At 37.3% G+C, this 18939-nt stretch carries 14 protein-coding genes; 2 read left to right on the forward strand and 12 right to left on the reverse strand.

The features are described from left to right. Nucleotides 1-121: 121 nt before the first annotated feature. The 11 genes from prmC to rpoE form a co-directional block, all read right to left on the reverse strand. Nucleotides 122-979, reverse strand: coding sequence for a peptide chain release factor N(5)-glutamine methyltransferase (prmC, locus tag BKP45_RS03660; RefSeq protein ID WP_071389037.1), 858 nt, complete (start codon nucleotides 977-979; stop codon nucleotides 122-124). An 8-nt stretch (nucleotides 980-987) separates the two neighbouring features. Further along, the gene (gene prfA / locus BKP45_RS03665; protein WP_071388388.1) at nucleotides 988-2058 is read right to left on the reverse strand and encodes a peptide chain release factor 1; all 1071 of its coding nucleotides are present in this window, start codon (nucleotides 2056-2058) and stop codon (nucleotides 988-990) included. Nucleotides 2059-2187: 129 nt separating this feature from the next. Next, complete coding sequence (locus BKP45_RS03670; RefSeq protein ID WP_071388389.1) at nucleotides 2188-2805, reverse strand: thymidine kinase; 618 nt, start codon at nucleotides 2803-2805, stop codon at nucleotides 2188-2190. Between the two features lie 342 nt (nucleotides 2806-3147). Beyond that, nucleotides 3148-3393: a type B 50S ribosomal protein L31 gene (locus BKP45_RS03675; protein ID WP_071388390.1), complete on the reverse strand. Its 246-nt coding sequence runs from the start codon at nucleotides 3391-3393 to the stop codon at nucleotides 3148-3150. A 453-nt stretch (nucleotides 3394-3846) separates the two neighbouring features. Continuing rightward, nucleotides 3847-5118, reverse strand: a complete 1272-nt coding sequence (gene rho, locus BKP45_RS03680; RefSeq protein ID WP_071388391.1) for a transcription termination factor Rho — start codon at nucleotides 5116-5118, stop codon at nucleotides 3847-3849. Between the two features lie 763 nt (nucleotides 5119-5881). Next, the gene (gene glpX / locus BKP45_RS03685) at nucleotides 5882-6847 is read right to left on the reverse strand and encodes a class II fructose-bisphosphatase (RefSeq protein ID WP_071388392.1); all 966 of its coding nucleotides are present in this window, start codon (nucleotides 6845-6847) and stop codon (nucleotides 5882-5884) included. A gap of 107 nt (nucleotides 6848-6954) precedes the next feature. Next, nucleotides 6955-8244 carry a UDP-N-acetylglucosamine 1-carboxyvinyltransferase gene (locus tag BKP45_RS03690; RefSeq protein WP_071388393.1) on the reverse strand — a complete coding sequence of 430 codons (1290 nt, stop codon included), beginning with the start codon at nucleotides 8242-8244 and terminating at the stop codon, nucleotides 6955-6957. Between the two features lie 734 nt (nucleotides 8245-8978). Further along, complete coding sequence (locus tag BKP45_RS03695; RefSeq protein WP_071388394.1) at nucleotides 8979-9836, reverse strand: class II fructose-bisphosphate aldolase; 858 nt, start codon at nucleotides 9834-9836, stop codon at nucleotides 8979-8981. Between the two features lie 293 nt (nucleotides 9837-10129). After that, a complete protein-coding gene (locus BKP45_RS03700; RefSeq protein ID WP_071310447.1) occupies nucleotides 10130-10492 on the reverse strand; it encodes a response regulator in 363 nt (120 codons plus the stop codon). A gap of 312 nt (nucleotides 10493-10804) precedes the next feature. Beyond that, entirely contained in the window at nucleotides 10805-12403 is a 1599-nt protein-coding gene (locus tag BKP45_RS03705; protein ID WP_071388395.1) for a CTP synthase, read from the reverse strand. Nucleotides 12404-12858: 455 nt separating this feature from the next. After that, the gene (gene rpoE, locus BKP45_RS03710; protein WP_084787580.1) at nucleotides 12859-13395 is read right to left on the reverse strand and encodes a DNA-directed RNA polymerase subunit delta; all 537 of its coding nucleotides are present in this window, start codon (nucleotides 13393-13395) and stop codon (nucleotides 12859-12861) included. A 495-nt stretch (nucleotides 13396-13890) separates the two neighbouring features. On the opposite strand from rpoE, the gene cls reads away from it, so the two are divergent. Further along, complete coding sequence (gene cls / locus BKP45_RS03715; protein WP_245747375.1) at nucleotides 13891-15084, forward strand: cardiolipin synthase; 1194 nt, start codon at nucleotides 13891-13893, stop codon at nucleotides 15082-15084. A gap of 363 nt (nucleotides 15085-15447) precedes the next feature. Continuing rightward, on the forward strand, nucleotides 15448-17370 hold the full coding sequence (locus BKP45_RS03720; protein ID WP_071388396.1) for a heavy metal translocating P-type ATPase: 1923 nt from the start codon (nucleotides 15448-15450) through the stop codon (nucleotides 17368-17370). Nucleotides 17371-18081: 711 nt separating this feature from the next. On the opposite strand, the gene BKP45_RS03725 is transcribed toward BKP45_RS03720, so the two are convergent. Next, nucleotides 18082-18873: an alpha/beta fold hydrolase gene (locus BKP45_RS03725; RefSeq protein WP_071388397.1), complete on the reverse strand. Its 792-nt coding sequence runs from the start codon at nucleotides 18871-18873 to the stop codon at nucleotides 18082-18084. Between the last annotated feature and the right edge of the window lie 66 nt (nucleotides 18874-18939).

An 18939-nucleotide genomic window follows, 5' to 3' on the forward strand; every position in this document is an offset into this window, starting at 1 on the left:
GGTTTTGTTCTATAATCAGAATTTATAAATTTCTAACATGGAAACTGTCTAGCGCAAGCAGCCTACGAGCTCGTGACCAAGACGATTGCGCTTTTCTTAAGTTTTATTCGAATGAATAATTCTATATCATAGAAGCAAACACCATTCGATCTTTCCCATTAATATCGTAGACAATCTCAGTGTTAGCATGAGGAAATTCCCCTTTGATAAGAGCTTCTACTCGCTCACTTTGTCCAACTCCTACTTCAAAAGCAATAATCCCCTTTTTCTTCAACACATTCGGGATTTGCGCAACTAACCTCTCATATAGCTCATACCCTGATATACCACCAACTAACGCTAACGTCGGTTCGTGGACCCTTACGTTGTCGTCTAATAGCTCAAAATCAGCCTCTGAGATGTAGGGTGGATTAGAAACGACAACGTCTACCGTTTTCTTTTCAGCGATAACCGGACTAAGCAAATCCCCTTCAAGGAAGCGAACCGCAGCACTTAACTTTTCAGCATTTTGTTTCGCTACATTAATAGCAGCTAAAGAAATATCAACTGTCGTTACGTCTAACTTACGATTTTCTAAAGCAAGAGTAATTGCGATCGCACCACTGCCAGTTCCTACATCAACAACTGAAACTCGTTGTTGATCAGCGAAATGCTTATCAATTCTTTGTATAAGTCCAAGGACTAACTCTTCCGTTTCCGGCCTTGGGATTAACACATGTTCATTGACGGTAAATTTGCGTCCATAAAAATCCTCGAAACCTGTAATATGTTGAACTGGTACACCTTCAGAAACTTGTTTTATCGCTTCCTTGAAGGTCTGTTCAACATCTTGTGGAAGCTCATCTTGCATCATTTGAAAAAGCTTTGAGCGATCAATTTTTAAATAGTGTTTTAATAAAATTTCAGCGATTGGTTGGTGTTGGAACCCGTATTCCGTTAAAAAAGAAGAAGCCCAGCGGAGGGCTTCAAAAATTTTCATTCGTTGCATTATTGTTCCGCCTGCTGCATTAAGCTTGCTTGCTCTTCTACAATCAAAGCATCAATAATTTCGTCGATTTTTCCTTGTAGCACTTGGTCAAGCTTTTGAATTGTTAGACCAATACGATGGTCTGTCACTCGACTTTGCGGGAAGTTGTACGTACGAATACGTTCCGAACGGTCCCCTGTACCAACCGCTGACTTTCTATTTTCAGCATACTCCGCTTGTTGCTCTTGCTGCATTTTATCATAAATACGAGCTCTTAAAACCTTCATCGCTTTGTCTTTATTTTTGTGTTGGGACTTTTCATCCTGACACGTTACAACCGTATTGGTTGGAATATGAACGACACGTACTGCTGATGCTGTTGTATTTACACTTTGTCCACCAGCTCCACTTGAACAGAACGTATCCACACGGATATCTTTTTCATGAAGCTCTAATTCAACTTCTTCAGCTTCTGGTAAAACCGCAACCGTCGCTGTTGATGTATGAATACGACCACCAGATTCCGTTGTCGGAACACGTTGAACACGGTGAGCTCCATTTTCATACTTCAGCTTAGAATATGCACCTGTACCGTTGATGGTAAAGATAATTTCTTTATACCCACCAATTTCTGTAGGACTCGCCTCAATAACATCAGTTTTCCAGCCTTGCGCTTCAGCAAAACGAGAATACATTTTATAAAGGTCTCCAGCAAATAAAGCCGCTTCGTCTCCACCAGCCGCTCCACGGATTTCCATGATCACGTTTTTATCATCGTTCGGATCTTTTGGAAGTAACAAGATTTTCAATCTGTTTTCGAGCTCTTCTTTTTGATCCTCAAGCTCACTAATTTCCATTTTCACCATTTCGTACATTTCATCATCTAGCTTTTCTTCAAGCATAGACTTTGCATCTTTATATTGAGTAACAACATCTTTATATTCTTTGTAAGCCTGAACTGTATCTGTTAAATCTGATTGCTCTTTTGAGAATTCACGAAGCTTTTTTGAATCATTAATAACGTCTGGATCACTAAGTAACTCATTTAATCTTTCATAGCGATCTTCTAATGACTGTAATCGATCAAACACGTTCTTTCACCTCTTTTTATGGCATAACATTATAATTATAGTATACGTCCGTTCGATAGTCAAAGTGTTTTCTATCCTTATAAAATAAGCCTATCTTCAGAACGCTGAAGTAGGCTTCAATCTATCTAATTATACAGTTTGTTTTCGCTCTTCAGTCTTCAGAGCTCCTGGCTTCCCTGGCACTTCATGACAATGTCTACACCTTGGTTCGTACGACTCTGACGCACCAACTAATATGATTGGATCGTTATAGTTAGCTGGATATCCGTCAATTAAGCGTTGCGTTCGACTTGCTGGTGAGCCACATGATAGGCATATGGCTTGTAGCTTTGTTACTGATTCTGCTAACGCCATTAGGGTAGGTACTGGTCCAAACGGTTCGCCACGGAAATCTTGATCTAGCCCTGCGACAATAACACGAACACCTTGATCAGCTAGTTTTTGCACAACTGTTATTATTTCTTCGTCAAAAAATTGTACTTCATCGATTGCTACAATCTGAGTATCAGACTCAACATGTTGTAAAATCTCTAAAGATTTTTGTAAAGGTTTCGCCATTACTTTTGTACCATTATGAGAAACAACCTCTTCATTACTGTAGCGATTATCAAGAGCAGGCTTGAAAACTTGTACTTTCAACTTACCGTAACTAGCACGTCTTACACGACGAATAAGTTCTTCGGATTTACCTGAAAACATACTTCCACAAACAACTTCAAGCCAACCTTCTTTTCTTGTTAAGTGCATTTATATGTCTCTCCCATCTAATGATGCTCAAGTGTTTCACTTCGCACAAAAATTCACTTTGAAACACTACTATATTCAACAACATGCGCTATATCGAACTGTTGTTGAATTAGAGGAATATTAAAATTTTATATGTTCGTTAGAAAGAAGTTAGTTTCGCCGCAAAGCACCCCATCAGCTCTTTCTATTATTACCTCGGAGACGTACCGTTCATTTTTTAAGGTGTCTTTATTTTACCCGAAAACACTCTTCTTACTTTCTGTACGTATTAAAGGAAACATGTCTTAAAGAAGAAAAAACAGGCAAGTGCAAAATACCTTACCTGTTTCCCTATTTAAGTTATTACTTAAGGTTATATTTCTTCTTAAAGCGATCAACACGACCACCAGCGTCAGCAAACTTCTGACGACCAGTGTAGAATGGGTGAGAGTCAGAACTGATCTCCACGTTGATTAGTGGATAAGTTTTGCCATCTTCCCACTCAACAGTATCATTAGAGTACTTAGTTGAGCCACTTAAGAACATAAAACCTGTACTTGTATCCTTAAATACAACTTTTTGATATTTAGGATGGATATCTGGTTTCATACTTTTCATCTCCTTTTTGCCCTGAATCTCTTCGAAACAGAATATAGTGAAAGGATGTCAAAAAATTGGGTAACAATTGACTGCGAATCTCTTCGTCAGCTCACTACTCCGTTACTCACGTATAATTGATACGCTCCGTTACTCGTAGCTTCGCTTCCTCGATCTCCTTGTCCCTTGTTTTCCTTTTTCGAACACACTCAGATGTTATCTTTTCGGTAACATCTTTTTCACACATGACGAAATTATATCAACTTGAAAGTGATTTTGCAACTGTAATTATTGGAAAGCTACTAACTTCAATCACTTCTTGAATTATTTCTTACTAATCGCTTCATACTGCTTTACTCCTCACACGAAACAATGCTTCGAGGAAGCGCCAACTTCAAAGCTTTTCTACTAAACGCAGAAGCATGGCTGTTTTTCTCCGATATCCAAAGATCTTTATTTTCTCAACTATGACCGAACCTTTTTCCCCGCTTTGTCTTTTTCAAGCGAAGCAAAGAATTCCTCATTAGACTTTGTCAATTTTATTTTACGAATAAAATGATCAACAAATTCAGATGAATCCTTCATTGTTTTACGGATCGCCCATAGGTTTTCAAGCTGATCTTTAGGAAGAAGCAATTCTTCTCTTCTTGTACCTGAACGTAGAATGTCAATCGCAGGGAAAATACGTCTTTCAGCAAGTTTGCGATCAAGGTGAAGTTCCATATTTCCTGTACCTTTAAATTCTTCATAAATGACTTCATCCATACGTGACCCTGTGTCCACTAATGCAGTAGCCAAAATCGTTAAACTACCACCTTCTTCAATATTTCTCGCAGCCCCAAAGAAACGTTTTGGACGATGGAATGCTGCCGGGTCTATCCCCCCAGACAACGTACGTCCACTTGGCGGTACAACTAGATTATAAGCACGAGCTAGACGAGTAATACTGTCCATAAGAATAATAACATCTTTTTTACTTTCAACAAGGCGCATCGCTCTTTCAAGAACCAATTCCGCTACTTTAATATGATTTTCTGGAACTTCATCAAACGTAGAGCTTACAACTTCCGCATCAACTGAACGCTCAATATCAGTAACTTCCTCTGGGCGTTCATCGATAAGAAGAACAATTAGTTCAGCGTCAGGATGGTTTATTCTAATGCTATTAGCTATTTCTTTTAACAACAGAGTCTTCCCTGCTTTTGGTGGGGCAACAATCAGACCACGTTGACCAAATCCTACAGGAGATATGAGATCTATAATTCTAGAAGAAATTTTATTTGGAGCGGCTTCTAATTGAATGCGCTGTTCAGGATATAAAGGAGTTAGTGCTGGAAAGTGCGGACGATTTTTCGCTGTTTCTGGATCATCTCCATTTACAGCTTCGACGTGAAGTAGTCCATAAAAACGTTCATTTTCCTTTGGCTTTCTAACTTTACCAGAAACCTTGTCACCGTTTCTTAGTTCAAACTTCCTAATTTGCGAAGCCGAAATATAGATATCTTCAGAACTCGGCAAATAATTGATCGGTCGTAAAAAACCAAACCCTTCTGATGAAACAATATCTAATGTACCTTCCATAAACATCAGTCCATCTATTTCCGCTCTACCCTTTAAAATAGCAAAAATTAATTCTTTTTTGTTCAATTTACTGTAATATGACACTTTGTATTGCTTGGCTAATTCATATAATTCGCGTAGCTTCATATTTTCTAAATCAGCTAAGTTCATTCCCATATCAACACCACTTTTTAATAGATTTTTAAGAAACTTGTTTTTCGATCATGCTCAACCGCATATTCTTGAAAGCAAAAAAACGCGCTAAGTAATCATTAGTAGACATAAACGGCATAAGCCTTCGTTTCACTTACTTTTAAAAGTCACAAAAAAAACAAACTATTTATAAGATACTCTAAAATAGAGAGAGACAAAAGAGAATTGTAAAAAATAATTATCTAGGACTATAAATCGTTTCTACGAAGGATAGATGCTATTGAAGCGAAAATAGAGGTTAAGATTTACTTTAGAAGATTCAAATATATAAAAAGTAGAAATTATGCACTTATTATTCCTACTATAAAATAGACACATCAGGTTCATACATTTAAGAATGATTAAAAATTTTTCGAAGTCTTCTAAAACATTTTAAACTACTAATTAACAATATTTATTTTAACCATAAATACTATTTGTATTCAAGAAGAACCTTATGTTTCTACTAGCAAAATTTTCATTTATATTTTACCACTAATCCTTACCTTTGTAAAGAACAAGCGTTCCGTGCGTGGTGTAGAGAACTCGGTCTAGTTTGGCTTGAACATCGGAAATTCAGATGGAGTCCCAACTCCTCCTGAATGGAAGTTCCCACTACGCTACGCTTAGAGGTGGGGGGCTATGACCCTTAAGTACAAATCAGTTTGATTAACTCTTATTAATTAGGTAGAGTGTAGCAATTTATACGCCACACTCTACCACTTCTATTAAGGTTGGATCTTCAAATTTATTTCATTACTAGAGCTGGTTTCTTAATTAAACTATGTTTTCCATCAACAAAGCGAACAGTCCCTGATTTGGCACGCATTACTACTGATTGAGTGAAACCTACATCACCTTGATAACGAACACCTTTTAACAACTCTCCATCCGTTACACCAGTTGCTGCAAAGATACAATCATCTCCACTTACTAGGTCTTCCATTAATAACACTCGGTTGATATCACCAATCCCCATCTTATGGCAACGTTCTACCTCTTCTTCACTTTGTGGTAATAGGCGTCCTTGAAGTTCACCACCGATACACTTTAGAGCTACAGCAGCCAAAACACCCTCAGGGGCTCCACCAGAACCCATTAAGATATCAACACCTGTATCATCAAAAGCCGTGTTAATCGCAGCTGCTACATCACCATCTTGCATTAACTTAATTCTCGCTCCAGCATCACGAATTTCCTCAATTAACTGTTGGTGGCGCTCACGATTTAAAATTGCAACAACTAAGTCTTCGACATTTTTTCTCTTCGCTTTTGCAACCGCTTGAAGATTTTCTAAAACGGTAGCATCAAGACTTATTTTCCCTACTGATTCTGGCCCTACAGCAATTTTATCCATGTACATATCTGGCGCATGGAGCAAATTACCATTATCAGCTACTGCAAGCACTGCGAGCCCATTCCACTCTCCGTTAGCAACAATATTTGTACCTTCTAGTGGGTCAACAGCCACATCTAAACGCGGTCCATAACCATTTCCTAATTTTTCACCTATGTATAACATTGGGGCTTCATCCATTTCGCCTTCACCAATGACAACAGTCCCTTTCATCGGGATGGTATCAAACACATCTCTCATCGCTTGTGTCGCTGCATCATCCGCAGATTCTTTATTGCCTCTACCCATCCAACGTGCACTTGCTAAAGCTGCAGCTTCTGTAACGCGAACTAATTCCATTGATAAACTTCTTTCCATTTCTTCATCTCCCCCAACTGTTATAATGTAAAATTTAAAATGAAGAATGTAGAATGATTGACAAATGAGCTTCAAAGCCTATGTTACACCCTACATTCTAGATTTACTTATGCGTTTTCTACTTCTTCAACCTCTTCACTAGTCATTTTTTCTCGCCATACTTTTGCTCCTAGCCCTAATAACTTTTGTTCTAGTAGCTCATATCCGCGGTCAATATGTTCCAGACCAGAAATTTCAGTAATTCCATCAGCCATAAGTCCAGCTACAACTAAGGAAGCTCCTGCTCTAAGGTCACTAGCTCGCACCTTAGAACCTTGAAGTCGATTTCCACCACCATTAATAATGGCAGAACTACCTTCGACCTTCACATTGGCACCCATGCGCCTTAATTCATCTATATGTTTAAATCTTGCACTATAAATCGTATCTGTCACAAGACTTGTACCACTAGCTTTTGTGAGCAACGCAGTAAAAGGCTGTTGCAGATCCGTTGGAAAACCAGGATATACTAACGTTTTAATATCAACACTTGTTAAATTACTAGTGTTATAAATGTAGATTTGTTCATCGCTTGTTTCTACATGAACTCCCATTTCTCGAAGTTTTGCCGTTAGTGATTCTAAATGAGCAGGAATAACATTATCAACCAACACTTGTGTCCCCATCGCAGCAGCTAAGATCATATATGTACCGGCTTCAATGCGATCTGGAATGATCGAGTGACGACAGCCATGTAAATGCTCAACGCCATCTATACGAATTTCATTAGTACCGGCACCTTTGATTTGAGCACCCATACTTGTCAATAACGTCGCTACGTCAATAATTTCTGGTTCTTTTGCAGCATTTTCAATAATCGTTCGTCCTTTAGCTTTTACAGCAGCTAGCATAATATTTATGGTTGCCCCAACACTAACAACATCTAAGTAAATCTTCGCTCCCCGAAGCTCATCTGCTCGTAAATAGATGGCACCTTGTTCATTCGTTACCCTTGCACCTAGCGCTTCAAAACCTTTTATATGTTGGTCAATCGGCCTTGGTCCAAGATTACAACCACCAGGTAATCCGATGACTGCTTTCTTAAATTTCCCTAGCATTGCACCCATTAAATAATAAGATGCACGTAGTTTTTTCACTCGACCATTTGGCAATGGCATTGCAAACATATTTTCCGGATAAACAGTTAGAGAATCTCCATTTAAATCTGTTTTCCCACCAATTTCTTCAAGAAGTTCACTAAGTAACTGTACGTCAGAGATTTTAGGCAAATTGTCTATTGTCACCTCAGAATCAGCTAAGATTGTAGCTGGAATGAGTGCAACCGCGCTGTTTTTTGCTCCACTTATGTTTACTTTACCCTCAAGAGGATAACCGCCCTCAATTAATAACTTTTCCATAACAGCTTCCCTTCTTTATTCATGATTACCTTTGTCATACCTTGTTGTTTTTACCATTATAACCATCTCGAATAAAATAAATCTCAAAATAATTTGTTTATTACAAAATTGTTTATATTTTGACTTACCCCAAATAATTTTTGGTTTCAAAAAGAGAACTCGTTCTAGCTTCGCTAGAACATCGGAAATTCAGATGGAGTCTCAACTCCACCTGAATGGAAGTTCCCACCTACGCTACGCTTAGAGGTGGGGTCTATGACCCTTAAGTTCAAATCCTTTTGATTAATGAATGACAAATACAGATTTTACGCACCAAGATACTATATCTAGTTGTATAAACCTCTTCCAACTAAATATAGCTTAACGTAGTTAGGTTGGTATTTTGAAATTCACTCAAAACTATATCATTTTTATTATATCGTAAATTCAGTACACTTCATTTTTTTAACTTATAACCATAAAGGATAGTTGGCTATTTCTTTCCCGATTTTTCACAGCCTTGCTACTATATTCGATGAGTTAATTAATAATTCCTCTTTATCGACACAAAAATTTACATTTCCAATTTAGACCAACCGAATTTATGACCACAAACCCTATAATACGCTTAAAATCATTCAACGAATTTACGGTTTTTGACGTTTCCATTCCATAACAAAAAGCGGCCAATAATTGACCGCTTTTCCGATATATGAGGCAGTTTTGAAAAGAAAACTGTCACCATACATTTTTTATTAAGCTTTATTTGAAGAACCGAACTCACGGATTTTTCCGATAACCGTTGTTTTAATCGCTTCGCGAGCAGGACCTAAATATTTACGAGGATCATAAACGTTATCGTCTGCAGCAAGTACTTCACGAACAGTTTTTGCAGATGCGATTTGGTTTTCAGTGTTTACATTGATTTTCGCTGTACCATAAGTGATAGCTTTTTTGATATCAGCAGTTGGAATTCCTGTACCACCGTGTAATACAAGTGGAACACCAGTGATGTTAAGGATTTCTTCCATTTCTTTAAAGCCTAAGTTAGGCTCACCGCTATAAGGGCCATGAACAGAACCTAGAGCTGGAGCAAGACAATCAATACCAGTACGTTTCACTAATTCTTCACACTCTTTTGGATCAGCATAAATAACGCCATCAGCAATAACATCGTCTTCTTGTCCACCAACAGTTCCTAATTCTGCTTCTACAGATACTCCGTGGACATGAGCTAACTCAACCACTTTTGAAGTGATTTCGATATTTTCTTCAAATGAATGGTGAGATGCATCGATCATTACTGAAGTGAATCCAGCATGAATTGCTTCTGCACATTTTTGGAAGCTTGAACCATGGTCTAAGTGAATTGCTACAGGTACTGTAACTTTATACTCTTCCATAAGAGCCTCAACCATTTTTACGATTAATTTAAAACCACCCATGTAACGTGCTGCCCCTTCAGAAACCCCAAGGATTACAGGTGAATTTTCTTCTTGTGCTGCTTGTAAAATTGCTTGAGTGAATTCAAGATTGTTAAGGTTAAACTGTCCTACAGCATATCCTTCGCTTTTTGCTTTTTCTAACATCTCTTTCATTGAAACTAAAGGCATTGAATAGTCCTCCTTTTAATTTAAAAACGCTATGTTTGTAACTTTCCCTGAATAAGATCAAATTAATTCTAAAAATAACTCTCACTTAAATTTTAACCAGATGTACATAGAAAATATGTATGTAAATTTACTATGTGAAAAGATGAGCAATCGCTACCTCTTAATTAAATTAATGCTTATTCAAGTTTTACAGACATATTATAGCATAGTTACAGAAAAAATCACGGAAAATTTTAATAAAACTTCTTGACAAATTACATTTTTCAGCTGTAAGCGCTTCCTGTCCCTGTCCATTAAACATTTAGCTGCTTTTTAATTACCTCTCTTACTTCATCGATATCAAATGGCTTAGCAAAATGAGTGATAGCACCTAATTTCATTGCTTCATTAATCATATCTAACTCACCATATGCTGTCATCATGATCACTTCTATACTTGAGTTGTATTCTTTTAACCTTTTTAAAATTTCTAAACCATCCATCCCCGGAATTTTCATATCTAATATGACTAGATCTGGGAGATTTTCTTCTACGATGCTTAACGCTTGAACACCGCTAGCAGCTTGATATGTATCATAACCATCTTTTTGAAAAATCTCATTTAGCAAAACACGAATTCCATACTGATCATCAACAATTAATATTTTCTTTTTCATCTTTTTCACCACCATTATTGTTTTTACCGTCATCTAACATTACTAAATTCTTTAATAGATATAGATTTTCCTTCTACTTGTTAAAAAATGTTTCATTTTTTTACAAAAACAGCTATTTTGTGAAAAGATTTGTATTTCCCTGATTCAATTTCATAATTACCAAAGACGTGCCACTTAGATACTATATCTAGTCACGAACACTTCAATGTAACTAGATATAGTATCTAAGTGGCGAAAATAATGAATGATGAAATTCAATAACCTATATATAATCAAATTCTAATACGAGAAGGAAAAAGCATAGCCGTTGGGCTATGCTTTATTTAAGGACGCTCTAATAAACTCTCTAAATAAAGGTTGTGGTCTAGTTGGGCGTGAAACAAATTCTGGATGGAACTGTGATGCTAAGAAGTACGGGTGGTCTTCTAACTCAACAATTTCCACAAGTCTTCCATCTGGGCTTGTACCAGAGAATTTGAACCCAGCTTTCTCCATTTGTTCACGGTATTCATTATTAAACTCATAACGATGACGGTGACGTTCGTAAACAACTTGATCTTCATAAGCTTCATAAGCTTTTGATCCTTCTTTTAACTTACAAGGATATAAACCAAGACGAAGAGTCCCCCCTAAGTCTTCTACATCTTTTTGTTCAGGTAAAAGGTCAATGACTGGATATTTTGTTTCTGGGTTTAGCTCTGCAGAGTTTGCCCCTTCTAGACCTAAAACATTTCGCGCGAATTCAACAGAAGCTAATTGCATGCCTAAACAAATACCTAAGAAAGGTACATTATTCTCTCTTGCAAATTTAATCGCTTCAATTTTCCCTTCAATTCCACGATCACCAAAACCACCAGGTACTAAAATACCATCAACACCTTGCAATAGCTCCCCTACGTTTTGTGCTGTTACTTCTTCTGAATTGATCCATTTAATATCAACGTCCGCATCAAATGCATACCCTGCATGTCTTAACGATTCCGCTACAGAAAGGTACGCATCTTGTAGCGCAACATATTTTCCTACTAACGCAATTGTTGTTTTTTCAGAAAGGTTTTTCACTCGGTCTACAAGCGCATTCCATTCTGTCATATCTGCTTCATTACATTCTAATTTTAAAAACTCACAAACGTATTGATCAAGCTTTTGTCTTTGCAGATCAAGCGGTACTTCATATAATGTTTCAGCATCTCTAGCTTCAATCACCGCATTTTTGTCAATATCACAGAATAACGCAATTTTATCTTTCATATCGTCTGGAACTGGACGTTCAGTACGGACAACAATAACATTTGGTTGAATACCTAAACTACGTAATTCTTTTACACTGTGTTGTGTTGGTTTAGATTTCATTTCTCCGGCTGCTGCTAAGTAAGGAATTAATGTACAGTGAATATACATAACATTACTTACACCAACATCACTTTTAATTTGACGAATAGCTTCTAAAAACGGTAATGACTCAATGTCACCTACTGTACCACCAATCTCAGTAATAACAACATCTGCATTTGTTTCTTTCCCTGCACGGAATACACGCTCTTTAATTTCATTTGTAATATGAGGTATTACTTGAACCGTTCCACCTAAATAATCTCCTCTACGCTCTTTTCTAAGAACTGTTGAATAGATTTTTCCTGTAGTCACATTACTATTTTTGCTTAAGTTAATATCAATAAAACGCTCATAATGTCCTAAGTCAAGGTCTGTCTCAGCTCCGTCATCAGTTACGAAAACTTCTCCATGCTGATATGGGCTCATTGTACCAGGGTCTACGTTAATATACGGGTCGAATTTTTGGATGAAAACTTTTAGACCTCGATTTTTTAATAAACGCCCTAAAGAAGCAGCTGTAATTCCTTTTCCTAGTGATGATACAACCCCACCAGTTACAAAAATATACTTCGTCATGATATTACCTCTCTTTTGTTATAGTTTAGAGTGTAGAGTTTAAATTCGGTAAAGCGTTTCTCAAATATCAAATTATGAAGATAATTAGTGCTTTGAAGCTTTCTTAAATTCTACCTCGCAAAAATCGTTCTACTTTTATATTTTCCCAAATAAAAACAAAAAAACAAAAGCCACTGCCCCAATTTTTCGGGGGCGAACTTTTGTTTTTATTCTCTAATGAATTTCCTAAAACAAAATTTATGTCACATAAGTGTGACAAAACCCTTAGGATTAATGAAATTCACTAACGTAAAGTTCTATTCATTTCCGCTAGAAAAAATTGACTTTTCAATGAAAGCCTTTATTTTCTTGCACGCTATTTCTTTAGCATAGTTAAACTATTTGAAAAGCCCAAAAAGTATTTTATCGTAATATGACGATAATTGTCAAGAAAGTTTTTTGAGCTTCTCAACCAACTAAAGGGTGTCATCCTCATCTTCTTCAAAATCTTCCTCTTCAATATCCGCGTCTTCTTCGTCTTCATCTGAATCTTCATCAAGATCCAAATCAAAATCTTCATCAGATTCGTCTTCTTCGCTAACAAGCTCATCTAATTCATCTTCTAAATCTTCAAACTCGTCATCAACTTCTTCATCGAAATCATCAAAATCTTCATCTAATTCTACGTCAAGGTCATCCTCATCAACCTTTTTCGCTTTTTTACGACGAACTGTTTGTGTCACTTCTTCTTCAGCTTGTTCATATGGATACCACGTTCTTAATCCCCAACGATTGTCGCCAAGTGAAATAAAGCGGCCATCAATATTAAGGTCTGTATAAAGGTAAGAAACTCGTTCCATTACTTCTTCCTCAGACATCTCTCTTATTTCTGCGACTTTCTTTACTAACTCACTAAATTCAAACGGTTGTTTTTGCGCTTTCATTAGTTCATAAGTGATTTCAATCATCGACATTTCTTTAATTTCTTCAGGTTTATAGTTATCTAATGTCAAAGTTTGCACAACCTTTCAATTTATATTTTCATCATAAGAAAAGCGTAGACGCTGAACCTAGACAGCTTTCTACCTTCCTTTGAAACAAAATATGTAAAATATCTTATTACTAAATTTTTCAATCAGAAAAAATGGCTAGTCTGAAAAAGTAGCCTTAATTTTTTCTTATACATGAATCCAAGGACAAAGTCAAATCTTTCAGGAAAATCATACCTTTCATTATAAACATAAATGAAAACATTATGCTAGTCTAGTGAAAATTTTAATATGAGCTACTAGAAAATGTCTATTGCGACACTCCTTGAAGTAACTATCTAGTCATCTTTTGGCTTGCTAGTGGTACTGCTACAGCCGTTTCATTTATTTCGAATTTATAGTGTGAGCGTGCATCGATTTTAAAGTAACTTTTTTCAACTTTCCCTCTTTTTTATTATAATTTTTCCATTTGGTTAGACTAACTTTAGGCTGAAATTTCTTTCCAAGGAGGCGCTTACATTGCTGCTTATTTCAATCTTTACAATTATATTACTTCTAATCATATGGATGACCATCGACTTTAAGCTAGGGATTAAAAAGCAACGAGAAGAAGCGAAACGCCACGTGCAAAAAATTAGAAACGGTCAGTGTGAAGTGCTCATTACTGGACATGAATTATTCAAAAAGTTAATTGATGATATTCATAATGCACAGCACCATATCCATATCCTTTTTTATATTTTTCGTGATGACCATATCGGGACTCAAGTCATAAAAGCATTGAAAGAGAAAGCAAAAGAAGGGATTACTGTAAGGCTATTAGTTGATCGTGTTGGCTGTCATATTTCTAGAAAAACAAAGAAAGAGTTACGTAAAGTTGGGATTCGTTTTGCTCATTCACACCCACCAAAATTCCCTTATCTCTTTTTCACGTTAAACCGTAGGAACCATCGTAAAATCACTGTCATCGATGGGAATATCGGCTATATTGGCGGTTATAATGTCGGCGATGAATACTTAGGGAGAGATCCAAAATTCGGAGATTGGCGGGATATTCACCTCCGTTTACAAGGGGACGGGGTTCAAGATTTACAAGGTCAATTTCTACAAGATTGGGTTGTTGCTACGAAAGAAAAAGTGAAGAAAGAAAAATATTACCCACCTTTAATAAAAGGGTTTCATCCATTGAAGATTGTCCCTTCTGACGGAGTTTTTTTAGAAGAAGCATTTATTAATTTTATCAATGAAGCTAATGACTCCATTTATATCGGAACTCCTTACTTTATTCCAGGAAAAGATATAAAAATGGCTCTAATTGAAGCTGCCAAACGCGGAGTCAATGTAAAGTTGATTGTCCCAAAGCAGGGCGATCATCCACTGGTGAAGGAAGCTGCATTTCCTTACTTCAAACCACTTATTGAATCTGGCTGTGAGGTTTATCGGTACTACCACGGCTTTTACCACGCAAAAACAATTATCATCGATAAAAAAGTTTGCGATATCGGTACAGCTAATATCGACCGACGAAGCTTTCATATTAATCATGAAGTTAATTGCTTAGTATTCAATCAAAAATTTATTGAAAATGTCATAGCAATCATGGAGCATGATATTTCTATATCTGAACGGCTAACACTCGAACAACTCCAAAAGCGCTCTTTTTTCCACAAGAGCAAAGAGAAGTTGGCTACAGTGCTTGCTCCACTTCTTTAAAGTAGTGCAGAAGAGGTCCGCTCAAGGGTACAGAGATTAAGGTTTGCATATATTTTCTTTCATTCGTACACACCTTCTAGTTTTCACGCAAAAAGAAATCACTCTGCAGCCTCTAACGGTAACTGTGCAGTAGGAGACGTAATTTATACGCCTCCTTTTCTTTTATTTCCCGCCCATTTTTAGCAAATACAAGCCCAAATTAACCTTTTCAATACCCAAATATTGCGTTTTATGATAAAATGATAGTAACTAAAAAGAAACAAGCGTTTTGCTGTCGTCCTGTAAGGGATGGCAGCATTTCGTCGTTTTTAGGGGTAATGACTTTGATTTTTTTTATCAATTAGCATAGAAAAAAGTTAGGGGATGATAAACGTGGATGTAAACTGTTGCGTAAAAGTTGATCATACAACAGATAAGAAAAAGTCAATCTTTCGAGAGCATCAAGAATTAATTTTTTCATTAGTCGGTGGTTTGTTTTTAATCATAGCGATCATTTTGCAAAAAGCAGATTTACAAGCAATGGCAGTTGGGGCATTTTTATCCTCATATTTAATTGGTGGGTTTTTCAAAACGAAAGAGGGAATCACTGACTTAATTGAAGATAAATCTTTAAATGTAGAGTTGCTTATGATTTTAGCTGCGATTGGAGCTGCGATTATCGGCTATTGGATAGAAGGGGCCATTCTCATTTTCATCTTTTCATTAAGCGGGGCACTAGAAACGTATACATTAAATAAAAGTCATCGGGAAATTTCTGCTTTAATGGAACTTCAGCCTGAGGAAGCGACCGTTCTTGTGAATGGGGTAGAGAAGATTGTTGCTGTTACTGCTCTACAAATTGATGACAATGTGTTAATCAAACCTGGAGAGCGTATCCCAACTGACGGCGTAATTATCAAAGGGCAAACAACAATTGATGAAGCTGCGATAACCGGGGAATCGATGCCGATTGTAAAAAAAATAGGTGACAACGTTTTTTCAGGTACCGTGAACAGAAATGGTGCAATTACAGTAATAGTGACGAAAACAAACGATGAGACTTTGTTTCATAAAATCATTGAACTTGTTCAATCAGCAAAAGAAGAAAAATCACCGTCACAGCTGTTTATTGAAAAATTTGAAGGTGCTTATGTAAAAGGCGTTTTAATCGTCGTAGCCTTCATGATGTTCTTGCCTCACTATTTACTAGGTTGGAGCTGGACAGAAACTTTTTACAGAGCAATGGTACTACTTGTTGTTGCTTCACCTTGTGCTCTCGTAGCATCAATTATGCCGGCAAGTTTATCAGCCATCTCTAACGGAGCACGAAATGGAATTTTATTTAAAGGCAGTGTACATTTAGAGGCGTTAAGCTCAGTTAAAGCCATCGCTTTAGACAAAACTGGTACATTAACAAAAGGGAAGCCTGAGGTTACGGATGTACTAGTGAGAGATGGTGCCCAAGAGGATGACTTCCTTTATAAAGTAGCGTCAATTGAAAACCATTCAACACACCCGTTGGCAGAAGCGATCGTCAATTATGTAAAGAAGCAAGAGGACACTACCTTTTTATCTCCAGAAAATGTTGAAGATGTAACTGGTTGGGGAATTACTGCAACTCTCGAAGGAAAAGAGTACAAAATCGGGAAACGAAGCTTTATTGGCGATAAGGTCGCTGACCATTTTTACCCAAACGAAACTGAGAAACTTTCAGAATCCGGCAAAACTCTCGTATACGTAGCAGATAGAGAAGGAATTTACGGCGTGATTGCTTTAAAAGATACAGTTCGTGATGTTGCAATAGAAGCAATCCGTCGTTTTCATGAAGCTGGGGTTTACTCGATCATGATTACAGGAGACCATGATCAAACCGCGGCAGCGATTGCCGATGAAACAAACATTGATGAATATATCGCCAATTGTTTACCAGAAAAGAAAGTTGAAGAGGTAAAAGGGTTAAAAACGAAATACGGATCAGTAGCGATGGTCGGCGATGGCATTAATGACGCTCCTGCATTAGCCACGTCTAATGTTGGGATTGCGATGGGAACCGGTACAGATGTTGCAATTGAAACTGCCGATGTCGTCCTTGTAAAAAATGATTTATCAAAAATTGCCAAAGCTATTGAACTATCAAAACGAATGAATCGTATTATTAAGCAAAATATCATTTTTTCGATCACAGTCATTGCTCTTTTGATTATCGGAAACTTTCTTCAACAAGTGTCCTTACCACTAGGAGTTATTGGGCACGAAGGTAGCACGATTTTAGTTATTTTAAATGGATTAAGGTTGTTAAGAGGGTAGATTGATTTAGACTACGAATTTACAATTCGTAGTCTATTGTTACATAAACAGAATTAATAAATTTCTAACTTGGGAACTGTCTAGCGCAAGCAGCCTACGAGCTCGGTCACTTCAGGCAAGCAACTGACTTCAATTACCTCTTGAAATCCTTCGTTGATTAGCTTCATGCAGCTTTGCTCCTGCGATTACTCGTCGCACGGAAAACATTTGCTCCTGCGATTACTCGTCGCACGGAAAACATTTGCTCCTGCGGTTACTCGTTGCACAAAACACTGCTTCGAGGTAGCTTACTACGAAGCAGTACTTGAAGACGCAGAAGCACGTAAGAAGCCAAAGAGCGGCTTCTGTCAAAGGCCGCCCCAGTGAAGCTACTACTTGGATTACTACGAAGCGGCTTTGCTCTTGAGCAAACGGAGTGGCACAGGAGCAGCTGCTCGTGACCAAGGCGCTTGTACTTTACTTTTCGGACTCTCATTCCGTTATTTCTAAAAAAAGCATGATAATTTGAGGCAACCGGACTCTAGTTCCGTTATTCCAACATTTAAGCGCTTTCGACCGCTAGTTTTATTGAAATAGCGGAACCAGGGTCCGAAAACGATCAGAAAGTACGAATTACATTAAAATAACGGAACCTGTGTCCGTTCCGTTATTCCACCTTCACAAGCGAGCCATGAAAACAGAAGTAACACTAAGTGCTACTCAGCATCACTCTCACCCACCCACCTTACTTTCAATCTTCCGCTTTATAAAATTAGAAATAATTTTATTGAGTTCAAGGCTGTACTTCGTTGGAATTTGATGTTTCGCTCCGGATATGTAGACAATATCGACATCGGTTTTTACTTTTTCACGGAAAATATTTTGGTAATGGTGTACGTAATGATCATTAGCACCATAAACAAGTAACAGCGGAACCGTCAACTCGTGAAGTCGATCCGTTGATTTATAATGCAATCCTTCATTGTACATATGCCGTAATACTTCTGGATCTGTTTTTTTTACGTAATCACTTAGTTCCATTTGAAATAGCTTTGATCTTGCATGTGCAGATGATAACGCAAATGCCATTAGTTTCATTAGTTTGAATTGAGCCGCATAAATGCCTAAGCGAAATTCATTTTCTAATAAAAAGCTATTTACTTCAGAAAAACCACCGCAAAGGATGACTCCGAGAACTCGGTCGGGATAGGATAGAGCAAATTCTTGCGCAATTGAACCACCATTAGAATACCCGCACACGACGACTTTATCGACACCAATTTCTTTAACAACCGCTACTATATCCTCCACAATAAGTGACATCGTTATTTTACTCGCTTTATTATCACTTCGACCATTTCCCCGCAAATCTAGCGTAATAATCTGAAATTGCTCTGCTAACGGACGTTGCCTTTTAAACGTAACGTGACCCATTGCCGGAGGATGGATAAACAGGATTGGTGTTCCTTCACCGCACGTTTCATAATAAATTGAGCTAGAGTCTGGATGTGCTGCATAGGGCATGTCTTTACACCACCAAAAGAGTTTTCTATAGTGGTATGATTTACTTTCATGGGATTTTTTATTCTA

The organism is Anaerobacillus alkalidiazotrophicus (genome assembly GCF_001866055.1).